6 protein-coding genes are annotated in these 13,139 nt (G+C 66.0%); 1 reads left to right on the plus strand and 5 read right to left on the minus strand.

The annotated features are described in order from the left end of the window. Positions 1 to 25 precede the first annotated feature (25 nt). On the plus strand, positions 26 to 688 hold the full coding sequence (gene leuE, locus CGK74_RS10820; RefSeq protein ID WP_094268499.1) for a leucine efflux protein LeuE: 663 nt from the start codon (positions 26 to 28) through the stop codon (positions 686 to 688). Here the strand turns inward: leuE and CGK74_RS10825 are convergent. The 5 genes from CGK74_RS10825 to CGK74_RS10845 form a co-directional block, all read right to left on the minus strand. Next, positions 685 to 3,579 (minus strand): bifunctional diguanylate cyclase/phosphodiesterase, encoded by a 2,895-nt coding sequence (locus tag CGK74_RS10825; RefSeq protein ID WP_094268500.1) that lies wholly within the window; start codon positions 3,577 to 3,579, stop codon positions 685 to 687. The genes leuE and CGK74_RS10825 overlap by 4 nt on opposite strands. A 150-nt stretch (positions 3,580 to 3,729) precedes the next feature. Continuing rightward, positions 3,730 to 5,547 carry a bacteriohemerythrin gene (locus tag CGK74_RS10830; RefSeq protein ID WP_094268501.1) on the minus strand — a complete coding sequence of 606 codons (1,818 nt, stop codon included), beginning with the start codon at positions 5,545 to 5,547 and terminating at the stop codon, positions 3,730 to 3,732. A gap of 190 nt (positions 5,548 to 5,737) precedes the next feature. Then, complete coding sequence (locus tag CGK74_RS10835) at positions 5,738 to 6,928, minus strand: response regulator (RefSeq protein ID WP_094268502.1); 1,191 nt, start codon at positions 6,926 to 6,928, stop codon at positions 5,738 to 5,740. Positions 6,929 to 6,995: 67 nt separating this feature from the next. Then, a complete protein-coding gene (locus CGK74_RS10840; protein WP_094268503.1) occupies positions 6,996 to 10,154 on the minus strand; it encodes a PAS domain-containing hybrid sensor histidine kinase/response regulator in 3,159 nt (1,052 codons plus the stop codon). Between the two features lie 188 nt (positions 10,155 to 10,342). After that, positions 10,343 to 12,982 carry an EAL domain-containing protein gene (locus tag CGK74_RS10845; RefSeq protein WP_094268504.1) on the minus strand — a complete coding sequence of 880 codons (2,640 nt, stop codon included), beginning with the start codon at positions 12,980 to 12,982 and terminating at the stop codon, positions 10,343 to 10,345. Positions 12,983 to 13,139 lie beyond the last annotated feature (157 nt).

Genomic DNA, 13,139 nt, shown 5'->3' on the forward strand with positions numbered 1-13,139 from the left:
TCGATTCGATCGAAGGGAAAATCCCATGTTCTACGGCATCACCGACCTCGCGACCTTCGTCCTCGGCACGATCTTCATCGTGCTGCTGCCCGGCCCGAATTCGCTGTACGTGATGGCGACGGCGTCACGCTGGGGCGTGACGGCCGGCTACCGTGGTGCGGCGGGCATCTTTGTCGGCGACACCATCCTGATGCTGCTGGCCGTCACCGGCATGGCCTCGCTGCTGCGCGCGACGCCCGAGCTGTTCATGGCGATCAAGTATGCGGGTGCGGCCTATCTGGCCTGGGTGGGCTTCAGCCTGCTGCGCGCGGGCGTGGCAGGATGGCGCAAGCGGGGCGATGACACGACGGCTTCCGCGGCCGACTATCCCGTTGTGCGCGGTACGCCACACCCTTTCCGCACCGCGCTGATCATCAGCCTGATGAACCCGAAGGCCATCCTGTTCTTCGTGTCCTTCTTCATCCAGTTCGTCGATCCGGCCTACGCGCACCCGGGCCTGTCCTTCCTGATCCTCGGCGTCATCGTGCAGGTCTGCAGCCTGCTCTACCTGTCGGTGCTGATCTTCGCCGGCGCCCGGCTTGCTGCCCAGTTCCGCCGCCACCGTCGCGCAGCGGCGGGCGCCACGGCCGGCGTGGGCGGCGTATTCATCGGTTTTGGTGCCAAGCTGGCGACGGCTACGCTGGGTTAGCGACCCATGCGCGTGGCGACGGCGCTGCGCAGCCAGCCTTCGATGTCCGCTGCGGGCATCGGCCGCGCGAAGTGGTAGCCCTGGGCCTCGTCGCAGTTCAGGCCGCGTAGCACGGCGGCGAGGTGATCGTGCTCGACGCCTTCGGCGATGGTCTTGAGCCCGAGGCTGTGCGCCATCTGAACGATGGCGAGGACGAGGGCGGCGCTGTCGGCGTCGCGATCCATGTCGCGCACGAAGGACTGGTCGATCTTCAGCTTGTCGACGTCGAAGCGTTTCAGGTAGGCGAGGCTGGAGTAGCCGGTGCCGAAGTCGTCGATCGACAGTTGCAGGCCGAGCGCCTTCAGCTGGCGTACGGTTTCGAGCACGCCGTCGGCGTCGTTGATCAGCAGCGACTCGGTCAGTTCCAGTTCCAGGCAGCCGGGCGGCAGACCGGTATCCGCGAGCGTATTGGCTACCGTCTGGCAGAAGTCGGGCCGGCGGAACTGCACGGCTGACAGGTTCACCGCGACAACGAAGTGCGGCAGCCCGGCGTCCTGCCAGGCCTTGGCCTGCCGACAGGCCTCGCGCATGACCCAGGTGCCGATCGGCACGATCAGGCCGCTTTCCTCTGCGATCGGGATGAAGCGCGCAGGTGACACCATGCCGAGTTCGGGGTGCTGCCAGCGGATCAGCGCTTCCGCGCCGATGACTGTGCCGGTGTGGAGATCGATCTGGGGCTGGTAGTGCAGCCGCAGTTCGTCGCGTTCGAGTGCGCCACGCAGCAGGGCGAGCAGATGCCGGCGTTCGACGAGCTGTGCATGCATCGCCTCGTCGAAGAAGCGGAAGATGTTGCGGCCCGCGGCCTTGGCTTGCGACATGGCCGTGTCGGCCTTGCGGTACAGGGTGTCGAAGTCGGCGCCATCTTCGGGGAAGCGGGCGATGCCGATGGACGCGGTGCAGGTCTGTACGGTGCTGTCGAGCTGTACCGGCTCGGCAAGGGCGGCCAGTGTGCGCTCGGCGAAGGCGGCGAGCCGCTGCTGGTCGTTGGCGTCTCCGACCAGCATGAGGAACTCGTCGCCGCCGACGCGGCAGGCGAGGTCGTGCTCGCCGATCAGGGTGCGCACGCGCGCGGCGAGTTCGCGCAGCAGCTCATCGCCCACCGCGTGACCGAGCGTGTCGTTGATCGCCTTGAAGTCGTCGAGATCCAGGTACACCAGTGCGCGGTTGCGCCCGTCGCGTTCGGCAGCCAGCAGGGCCTCGCGGCATTGCTGCTGGAACAGCAGCTTGTTTGGCAGCGCAGTCAGCAGGTCGTGGTGGGCAAGGTATTCGATGCGCGCCGCGGCTGCCTTGCGTCCGCTGATGTCGCGCACGAAGCAGTAGTAGCGCGGCGCACCGCCGTGCAGCAGGTACTGCACGCTGACTTCGACGTCGCGCAGTTCGCCGTCCTTGCGCCGCCAGCGGCTGTCGAAGCGGGACGAGCCCTCGCGGGCGATGCGGCGCATCACCGCCATCAGCGTGTCCTTGTCCACCGCGGCGTCGAGGTCGGCCACGCTCATCTGCGACAACTGCCCGCGCGAGTAGCCGCTGAGTTCACAGGCAGCGTCGTTCACCTCGAGCAGGTTGGCGCTCTCGTCGACCATCATGAAGGCGTCCATCGAGCTGCGGATGATGGCGCCGTAGCGTTCTTCGGCGATCTGGCTGTCGGTGATGTCGGTCGCTATGCCGCCCATGCCCACGACCTGGCCATGTTCGTCCAGCAGCGGGAAATGGACGGACTTGAACAGACGAGTGTCGCTGTCGAGGTGGGTACGGATCTCCTCGGTCTCGAGCAGGGGCTGATTGGTCGCAATGACGTTGTGATTGCGGCGGTCGAGCCGGAAGGCCACGTTCTGCGGGAACAGGTCGAACGCGGTACGACCCAGTATCTCCTTGCGCGGCTTGCCGATCAGGCGTTCGAACGCGGCATTCGCAAGCGTGTACCGGCGATCGATGTCGGTGAGGTAGATGACTGCGGGCGAATTCTCGACCACCGCCCGGTTCAGCGCCTGGCTCTTGCGCAGGGCAGCGGTGCGCTCGGCCACCTTGGCCTCGAGTTCGCTCTCCTTCTGCTTGAGGCTGCGGAACAGCAGGTCGAAGGGGCTGGCGATGCCGGCGACCAGCACCGCGCGGTAGAGCAGGAAACTCGAGATGAAGAGCAGGTAGTGGCCGAACTCGTTGGCGGCGTCGAACACGCCCGCGTAGCTGGTGAAGGCGAAGTCGGCCAGCGCAGCGGTCAGCATCGCCGCGATCAGCAGCCGGGCGACGCTGGGGGCGAAGTGGTGGCGCTGGACATAGATGGCGCCCGCGCACGCGCTGAAGATGCCGATCAGCACGAACTCGCTGACGATCTTGAACGGCGTCAGGCCGCTTCCTTCGATGTAGCAGTCGGGAAAGTTGCCGCTGAAGATCAGGACGCCGAGGACAAGTGTGAGCAGGCTTCCGCCAGTCAGCAGCAGGTCGGCGCGAACCGGGCGTCCGATGTTGTAAAGCGCAGCCAGGAAGGCGGCGCCCTCGAGGTAGCGGAAGGCGATCCAGAGCTGGGTGGGCAGGTTGGCGTCGTAGCCGGGGAACAGGTTGAGCCCCTTGAACGACAGCGTGTGCAGGATCTCGAGGGCAGCGACGCAGATCGAACCGATGCCGACGATCAGCAGGAAGCCGTCGCTTACCCAGCGGCGCGAGTTCCAGGCCAGCACGAAGATGCTGCCGAGCACGACGATGCGGATCGTCTCGACCAGCGTGTGGAACAGCAGGTAGTTGTAGCGCGCGGTGAAGTGGAGCAGGGCACAGAACACGACCAGCCCGCCAACATGACGGAAGCCCAGCAGGCGGGGAGCCTTTCCGGTGCCGGCGTGGTCGAGGTTGAGTGCGATCATGTGCGAGTGCCCATTTTGGGGCGTTGTTGCGGTTTCCGGCAGTCTAACGGCATGCGGAGTTGGCAGCCAGTGCGACAGGTCACGTACAGGGGCCGGGAATCCGCGGCAGTGTGGCGTATGTCACGATAAGCCTACATCAGGTAGGGGAATCTACGCTTGCGGCGCGGACGTGTCAGCATCATTGCCCGCTGTGCCGGGCCGCGGATGCGCCAACCAGTACAGCAGCTTCTCGTAGAGGAATTCCGGCGCGATCGGCTTGCTGATGAAGTCGTCCATACCGGCCTGCAGGCAGCGGTCGCGGTCTTCGGAGAAGGCGTTCGCGGTCAGGGCGATGATCGGCAGTGAAGCGCCACCGGGCAGGGCGCGGATCTGGCGCGTGGCGTCGATCCCGTCCAGCAGCGGCATCTGCATATCCATCAGCACGAGTGCGGGGGGCTGTTTCTTCACCGCATCGACGGCCTCGACGCCGTTCACTGCGCACACCGGGGTGAGGCCGCCGCGCGACAGCAGGATCTGGCCGATGGCGCGGTTGATCGAGTCGTCCTCGGCAAGCAGCACGCGCACGCCGGCGTGGCGCGCCGCGAGTTCATCGCGCAGGCGGCCGACGTCGGCCGCGCTCGGTGCAGCCACGGTCTGCGGGCTTTTCTTCAGGCGTGCGGTAAACCAGAAGCAGCTGCCACGTCCCAGTTCGCTTTCCGCGCCGGCCTGCCCGCCCATAAGTGCCGCGAGGCGCGAGGTGATCGTCAGGCCCAGTCCCGTGCCGCCGTGCTTGCGGGCGGTGCTGCTGTCGCCCTGTTCGAAGGCTTCGAACAGGCGCCCCAGGTCGGACGCTGAAATGCCGGGGCCGGTGTCCTCGACCTCGAAGCGGATCAGGGCGTCGTTCTCGCGGTTCTCGAGCTGGCGGCAGCGCAGGGTGATGCTGCCACGCTCGGTGAACTTCACCGCGTTGACGAGGTAGTTGATCAGCGCCTGACGCACGCGCGTGGCGTCGCCGACCATCGATTTGGACGGAAGGTCGATCTCGACATTCATTGCCAGCCCCTTGGCCTCGACCTCGTGGCTGAGCATACTTGCGGCCTCGTTGACCAGGTGGCGCAGGTCGAGCGCGGACTCTTCGAGCTGGAACTTGCCCGCCTCGATCTTCGACAGGTCGAGAATGCCGTTGATGACCGACAGCAGATGCCGGCCCGCATCCTCGATGTGCTGCAGGCGCTCGGCCTGGACCGGCGGGAGCGCGTCCTCCTTCATCAGGTTGACCATGCCGAGGATGGCGCTCATCGGCGTGCGGATCTCATGGCTCATGTTGGCGAGGAAGGCCGACTTCGCCTCGCTGACGCCTTCGGCTGCTTCCTTCGCCTTCACCAGCTCGGCGTGTGCCTGCTGCAGCTCCTCCTCGGCCTTGCGCCGCAGGTTGATCTCGCGCGTCATCAGCACGGTGCGGCTGGCGAGCTTGTCGTACATCGACATCACGGTCTCGATCAGCACACGCATCGAACCGGACATGCCCTCGTCGGCCCGCTTCTTGGAGGCCTCGACGGACAGCCCTTCCTCCAGTCCGCGCACCACGAGCGCCATGCGCTTGTCGGATTCAAGGATGTGCAGCGCGAGCCAGCGTGTCAGGAAGGTGACGATGTTCTCGATGACGGTCTCGAAGGGCTTGCTCTCTTCCTCCGCCTTCAGGCGCAGGACTTCGTCGACGAAGCTGGTGTGCGTGGTGTGGTGGCGGGCGGTCCACGGGTCATCCGTCAGGTATTGCCCCCAGATGGCCTCCTCGGTCGTGAAGTGCACCACCGTGTAGTCGCGCAACTGGTCGAACACTGCATTCAGCGTCGGTGCGTCGGACTGGAATGCGAGGTGGCTGACCAGCGTGTTCAGCAGGCTGACGAGCGTCTTGTGCTGTTCGTCGATGACGGTGATGCCCGTCTCGAAGTTGGCATCCCACGGGAAGATTTCCACCTGGGTAATCATCGTTGCCGCTGCTCCCGGATTGCTCTCCGCGCGAAGGGAGAACAATGAAATGATTAATTATTGCTGTCGTCGCGATTGTAGTGTTTTTGGTGCATTGCGGCACCGATTTGCACATCGACACCGTGCGATTTTCCCCATCTGCGGCGCATGCGTGCGCGATGTGCGCGCCACCTTGCTTCAGGTCGCGCCTTCAGCGCGGAATGTGCCGCGTCAGCTTACCGAACAGGGCGTCGCGGTCGAAGGGCTTGACCAGGAAGTCGACCGCACCGGCCTTCAGGCTCGCCTCCAGCACCTGGCGCTCGCTGTGGCCGGTGATCATCACGATCGGGATATTCGCCAGGCGCGGGCTGGCCTTCATGCGCCGGGTGATCTCGACACCGTTGAAGTCCGGCAGCGCCACGTCCATCAGCACCAGGTCGGGGTGCTGGCGGCCCAGCACTGCGAGCGCCTCGGCGCCTGTGTGCGCGAACACCGTGCGGTACTTCTCGCTGCCCAGCATGCGTTCGAGCAGCTTGCACTGGAAGGTGTCGTCATCGACCACGAGGATCAGCGGCATGGTGACGCCTGTGAGTGCGCCGAGCTGGCGTGCGGCGTCCAGTTGCGGTTTCACCTCCTGCTTGATGCCGCCGATCCAGTCCGCCAGTGGCGTGACCTTGCGCTCGGCCTCGTCCACGCGCAGCTTCACGGTGTCGCGGATCTGCTTGGCGGCCGCCTGGAACAGGTGCGTCCGGTCGATCGCACCCTCGGGCACGCCGGCCGTGTCGAGGTCGAAGCTCAGCGGGGCGTCAGGGGTTCCCGTCGCTGCTCCTGACGCCGTTCCGGGATTGAGTACTGGCGTCTCGCCGACCTCGTGGATTGCCTGCCTGAGCACCTCGCTGCGCTGCTTGCCGGTTTCGATGCTCTTGTCGAGCACCGCCTCGAGCTCGTTGACCGAGCGCACATGGGCCGCGACAGCGCGTGTGGGGGTGCTGTTGCGCTGTGCCTCGAGCGAGCGTGCCGCGAGGATGATCGACATCGCCAGGCGCGGCGTGTCATAGACCAGCGGCCAGTACATCACGTAGTCGTCGAAGTACTCCTTGCGGCACAACTCGAAGGCGCGGTGCACATTCTCCTTGTCGCACAGCACGATGCTGCGGTGCGGCAGGGTATGCACCATTGCGCTGTGGCGGTAGAGGCCCAGCGAGTAACGTTCGGCGCGTTCCAGGCTGGCAAAGGCCAGCACCAGCACATCGGGCTGGTGACGTTCGAAATCGGCGATGAAGTTGGCTTCGGTGGTCGACAGGTTGATCGTTTCGAAGTGATCGCCAAGCAGTTTGCCGATCTGGGCTGCGTCGGCCAGCACGTCGGTGACGACGAGCACCTTGGTCTTTTCGGGTTTCATCGGATGGCCTCCCACATCGCCGGTGGAGGGGTGAGACATGGGGTCGGGGCGTGCGCGGCAGTCATGCTCATCCGTGACGGGCCTCGATGGCGGACGATACCGCATCCACGGCGGTACCGAAGCCCTGCATGAGTCTTTCTGCGTCCTCAGGGCGGTTGGCGCGCCCGGCAGCCTCCAGGGCGGCACACAGCTCACCGAGCTGCAGGGCGCCGACCGAGCGCGAGGCGGACTTGAGACGGTGGGCGATCTCACCCACGCCCTTCCAGTCGCCCGCCGCGCGGGCCGCCTGCATCTGGCGCGCCGAATCCAGCAGGGAGCTGCGGTACTCGGTGAGGAACTCCCCGATCATGGCCTCGTCGTCGCCGATCAGGCGTGCGAGCACGCGCGGGTCGAGCAGCGCGAGCGCGGGTTCAGGGACCTCTGCCGCAGTCGCCTTAGCCGCCTGCGGCATCACCGGCTTCGAATCGGCAGGTGCCCAGCGTTGTAGTACGCGGCGCAGCACCTCGAGCTGGACCGGCTTGGCGATGAAATCGTCCATGCCGGCGTCGAGGCAGCGCCGGTCCTCGCCGCGCATGGCATTGGCGGTGACGGCGATGATCGGCAGGCGCTTGCCGCCGGAGGACTCCTCGCGGCGGATGTGAGCGGTCAGCTCGTAGCCATCCATCTCCGGCATGTGCAGGTCGGTCAGCAACAGCGTGTAGTCGCCCTGGCGCCAGCGTTCGAGGGCTTCCCGCCCGTTCTCCGCCATGTCGCACTGCAGGCCCAGCAGCGCGAGCTGGCGTTCGATGACACGACGGTTGATGGCGTTGTCCTCGGCGAGCAGGATGTGGCCGCGCAGGGCGTTGCCAGCGCCGGTCTCGCCGCGGTCGGCGCTGGGGGCGGCCGGCATGGGGAGGGCACCGGAAGAAGGGGGGAGCGTCGTCGCAGCGCTCACCGCGCCTGTGCCTGCCGTGGGCAGCGTGACGACGAAGCGTGAGCCACGACCGGGAATGCTCTTGAGGTCGATGCGCCCCCGCAGCAGCTGCACCAGGCGCGAGGAGATCGACAGGCCGAGCCCGGTGCCGCCGAAGCGGCGGGTGGTGGACATTTCCGCCTGCGAGAAGGGCTGGAAGATCTTCTCGAACACCTCGGGTGCGATGCCGATCCCGTTGTCGGTGACCATGAATCGGATCACGCCGGGCATGGGGGCCTCTGCCCGCAGCTCGGCCCGGCCGGTGCGCTCGAGACCCGACGAGAACTTGATGGCGTTGCTCAGCAGGTTGGTCAGCACTTGCCTGAGTCTCAGTTCGTCGGTTTGCACGATCTCCGGGATGCCCTCGCCGATGTGCGTGCTCAGCTGAACGGCCGTCTTCCGGGCGAGAGCCGCGAGACTCTGTTCGATGTTCGCCATCAGCCCGCGAACCGACACCGGCGCGATCTCGAGCTGCAGCTGCCCGGATTCGATCCTTGAAAAATCGAGGATGTCGTCGATCAGGCGCAGCAGGGTCGAGGCCGATTCGCGCATGATGGCCACGAGTTCAGCCTGATCGGCGGACAGTCCCTGGTGCGCGAGTACGTCGAGGACGCCGGTCACGCCGTTCATCGGCGTGCGGATCTCGTGGCTCATCGTGGCAAGGAACTCGTCCTTGGCACGGCTGGCGACCTTGGCCGCCTCGAGTGCGCGTTGCAGTTCGGCGGTGCGGCTCTCGACCAGGCTTTCGAGCTGTTCGCGGTGGCGCAGCAACTCCTCTTCCATGCGCCGCTTTTCGGTGATGTCTTCCTTGACGGCGACGTAGTGTGTGGTGCGCCCGTCATCGTCATCGTGGATCGGCGTGATCGTGACGCGCTCGAGCAGGATGCGGCCGTCACGGTGGCGGTTGTGCAACTCGCCGCGCCAGGTCTCGGAGCAGGTCAGGGTCGCCCACATGTCGCGGTAGGTCTCGGGCGGCGTCAGGCCCGACTGCAGGATGCGCGGGTTCTTGCCCAGTACCTCCTCCAGCGTGTAGCCGGTCTTCTCGACGAAGGACTGATTGACGTATTCGATCTCGCCGTTGGTGTTGGTGATGACGATGCTTTCCGGGCTCTCCTCCACCGCGCGCGAGAGCTTGCGCAGCTTCTCCTCCGCCGCCTTGCGTGCGCTGATGTCGAGCGTGAACACGAAGCGCGCGACCGTCTTGCCACTGTCGTCCTGCAGCGCGGTCATGCCAATGTACAGGGGTATCCGGCTGCCGTCCTTGCGGAAGTGGACGGATTCGAAGCTGACGTTGCCGACCCGGTCAGCCTCGGCCAGCCTGGCGGGCAGCAGGGCGCGCTCCTCGGGCGGGTAGAGCGCCATCACGCGTGTGCCGCGCAACTCGTCGGCTGTGTAGCCGTGCTGTTCCGCGTAGGCCTCGTTGACGTCGATGAAGGTGTTGCCGGCCACCTCGTGCATCGCAATGCCCAGGTGCGACAGGCGGAAGAAGCGCTCCCAGCGGCGCATCACGGTTTCGGCGCGCTTGCGCTCGGTCACGTCGTGAATGATCGAGAACAGCAGCGCGCGGCCCTGGTCCTCGGTGGGGCCGCTATAGACCTCGACGTCGCGGATCGAGCCGTCGGCGCGCCGGTGGCGAAACTCGAAATGGCTGCGGCGGGCGGTGCGTGCGGCCTCGAGCTCGATGCGAAGCTCCTGCTCGGACAGGATGTTGATGTCGCCGACACGCATTGCCAGCAACTTCGCCCGCGGCCAGCCGTAGAAGGTCTCCGCGGCCGGGTTCGCATCGACGATCCGACCCGTGTGCGGATCGAGGATCAACATGATCGCGTGGCAGTTGGCGAAGATGCCCTGGTAGCGGCCGCTGCCGCGTTCGCTGGCATGTTCGGCCTGGTACTGGCGCGTCAGGTCGTTGATGTAGGACAGGATGGAGACCGCACGACCGGCCGGATCACGCCGGATGAAGTTGCGCCATTCCGTATAGACCAGGTTGCCGTTGCGCGCGAAGTTGCGGCCCAGCGCCTCGTTGCGCTCTGCCCGCCCCGCGAGCAGTTCGCCGACGGCATGCTTGGCGCTGCGGAGGTCGTCCTTGTGGAAGAACGCCCATTCGTCGGGCCGACGCCCTCGTACCTCATCCTCGCGCCAGCCGAACAGGGATTCTGCGCCCTGCGACCAACGCCGCACGCGCAGGTCGCGATCCCATTCGATGATGGCGAATGGCGCGCTGCGGATGAAGAAGTCGAGCTCCGTGCCGTCGTTGGGCGGCTTCGCCTCCATGGCGGTAACCCTTTCGAATGTGCGGCCAGGCGTCCGCACGAGAAACCAGGAGGCATCCCATGCCCCCATCCTTTCGGGCTACAGATTAATACAGCGGGCGAATTTTGCCTTTGCCGGAATCAAGAAATTTGTGCGGGACGGCACGAATGCTGTTTTTGATGATGTCCGTCGTCTTCTGTCGCAGAGTCTCAAGTGCGACAAGGGGTGGCGTCACGCCGGACCCGGTCCTCGAAGTCCGCGACCGCCATCGGGCGATGGAAGCGGTAGCCCTGGAAGCTGCTGCAGCCTTCCTTCAGCAGGGCGTGCACCTGATGCGGCTCCTCGACGCCCTCGGCGATCAGCCGCAGGCCGAGGCTGCGGGCCAGCGCCACGATGCTCCTGACGATGGCCAGGCTGCTGGCGTTGTCTGGCAGGTCCTGGACGAAGGAGCGGTCGATCTTCAGTTCGTCCAGCGGCAGGCGCTGCAGGTAGGCGAGCGAGGAGTAGCCAGTGCCGAAGTCGTCGATGGAGAACCGGATCCCCAGGTCGCGCAGCGTGGCCATGGTCTGCACCGCCGCCTCCATGTCGTCAACCAGCATCGATTCGGTCAGCTCCAGCACCAGGTGGTCGGGCGGGCAGCCGGTGCGTGCCAGCAGGTCGCGGGTTTCGGTGACGAAGTCTGGGGCGTAGAGCTGCGATGCGCTGAGATTGACCGACAGGCGCAGGGCGGCGAACCGGGGGTCGTTGCGCCAGTGCCCGAGCTGGGTGCAGGCCATCGCCAGCAGTTCGCGGCCAAGCGCCGGCATGAGGCCGCAGCGTTCGGCGATCGGGATGAACAGACCGGGCGACACCAGGCCGCGCGCCGGGTGGTGCCAGCGCGCCAGCGCTTCGACACCATCGATGCGTCCGTCGGCATCGCATTGCGCCTGGTAGTGGAGCTCGAACTGGCCCTGCGACAAGGCCTCGCGCAGGTCGTTCTCGAGCTGGATGCGCTCCGAGACCGTGCGTTGCATGACCGGGTCGAAGAAGCGGATGCGGTTCTTGCCCTGGCGTTTCGACTCATACATCGACAGGTCGGCGCTCTGCATCAGTTCGTCCACGGTCTGCTCGTGATCGCAGAACATCGCGATGCCGATGCTGGCGGTGCACACCTTGTGCTGGTCACCAATGAGATAGGGCGCGCCGAGCGTGGCGAGCAGGGCCTCGGCGAGCCGTTCGGCCGTGGCCGCCGCGGCCAGCTCGTCGTTCGGCAGTTGTTCGAGCAGGACCACGAATTCGTCGCCGCCGAAGCGGGCGACGGTGTCGGTTTCGCGCACGCTCAAGCGCAGCCGGCCGGCGGCGCGGGCGAGCAGGGTGTCGCCCGCCTGGTGGCCAAGCAGATCGTTGATGTCCTTGAAGTCGTCGAGGTCGATGAACATCAGCGCGCCGCGCGAGCCGTCGCGATTGCTGTGCGCGAGCGCGTGGTGCAGACGGTCGGTCAGCAGGCGGCGGTTGGGCAGACCCGTCAGCTGGTCGTAGAAGGCGAGTGCGTGGATTTCCTCCTCGTTCGCCTTTCGCAGCGTGATGTCGGTGAAGCTGCCGACGTAGTGGGTGATGCGGCCGGAATCGTCGCGAACCGCGCTGATCGAAAGCCGCTCCGGATACACCTCGCCGTTGCGGCGCCGGTTCCAGATCTCGCCTTCCCAAAGATCCTTTGCCGCAAGCTGCAGCCACATATCGCGGTAGAAGCCCGGCCCATGGCGGCCGGAGGCCAGGATGCTCGACGGCTGGCCGATGACCTCCTCAGCGCGGTAGCCGGTGACCTCGGTGAAGGCCTTGTTGACACGCAGGATGCGCGTGTCCGCATCGGTGACCATCATGCCCTGCTGCGACTCGAAAGCGATCGCGGCGATGCGCCGCTCCTGCTCCAGCGTCGCACGATGGGTGACGTCCTGGGCGATGAAGACGACGGTGCGGGGTTGCCCGTCGCCCTCGATCGCCTGGATGCGACCTTCGAAAATCCGTTGTCCCTTGGGGGTTTCGAGTGCGTATTCGACCGTGACCGGGTTGCCGGACTGGATGGCCTCGCGGATGGCGCCCACCAGCCGGGTGCTGAGCGGCTCGGGGAGGACGTCGTGCAGGCGACGTCCCAGCAGCTTTCCGGCTTCGCGGTAGAGCAGGCCCTCATCGTGGGTCATGACCTCCTGATAGCCGCCGTTCTCGTCGAGCACGAACAGGATGTCGGGCACGGCGCCGGCGATGGCTCGCAGGCGGGCCTTGCGTTCGCGCAGCGTTCGTTCGTTCCGCTGACGGTCTTCGAGATCCTGCAGCAGGAAGCCGAGCACTGCGGTTGCCACGCCCATGATCAGCAGGTAAGGCAGGCCGAGCGATGCGAAGACCTTTTCGATGCTTTGCCCGGGGACGAGGCCGATGATGACGATGGACAGCGAGTGCACCAGCGCGCCGAAGGCGAACAGGCTCAGCGGTGTGCGAGTGATCCAGGCACGCGTCCAGACGAAGCGATAGGCCAGGCCCAGCCCCACCCCGAGCGCGATGGCGGTGATGCCGACCACCATGCCGTCGCCACCGAGCGACAGGCGATAGGCGCCCGCGACGACCCCGGCGATCACGCCGGTAAGCGGCCCGCCGAACAGCCCGGCCATCGATAGCACGACCGACCGCCCGTCCACGATCACCCCGGGGGCGAGATTGATCGGGATCATCATGCCGACGATGCACACGCTACCGAAGATGAGGCCCGACGCAATTTCGGCGAGACGGGGCTTGAGTTCGAAAAAGCGGATGCACAGCCCTTGCAGCAGGCTCAGGGCCAGCAGCAGCGCGGTGGCTTGGATAAGGTCGATAATCATCGCAAGGCACAAGCCTCGTCAGGCCTGCGCGTAAAAGGAATCTGGCGCGGGGAGACTAGCGCGCACTGCCTGCACGGTGGCGTCGACAAACGCACACCCGTGACAAGAAATGCGCGCCCCGGATCTCCTGCGCCAAGGGTTGTAGGGCGGCTTCGCG

The organism is Thauera propionica, assembly GCF_002245655.1.
GTDB lineage: Bacteria > Pseudomonadota > Gammaproteobacteria > Burkholderiales > Rhodocyclaceae > Thauera > Thauera propionica.

Bases quoted from the DNA above. Each gene is read 5' to 3' on its own strand.
- leuE (WP_094268499.1), top strand. From the start codon at position 26: ATGTTCTACGGCATCACCGACCTCGCGACCTTCGTCCTCGGCACGATC.
- CGK74_RS10825 (WP_094268500.1), bottom strand. From the start codon at position 3,579: ATGATCGCACTCAACCTCGACCACGCCGGCACCGGAAAGGCTCCCCGC.
- CGK74_RS10830 (WP_094268501.1), bottom strand. From the start codon at position 5,547: ATGATTACCCAGGTGGAAATCTTCCCGTGGGATGCCAACTTCGAGACG.
- CGK74_RS10835 (WP_094268502.1), bottom strand. From the start codon at position 6,928: ATGAAACCCGAAAAGACCAAGGTGCTCGTCGTCACCGACGTGCTGGCC.
- CGK74_RS10840 (WP_094268503.1), bottom strand. From the start codon at position 10,154: ATGGAGGCGAAGCCGCCCAACGACGGCACGGAGCTCGACTTCTTCATC.
- CGK74_RS10845 (WP_094268504.1), bottom strand. From the start codon at position 12,982: ATGATTATCGACCTTATCCAAGCCACCGCGCTGCTGCTGGCCCTGAGC.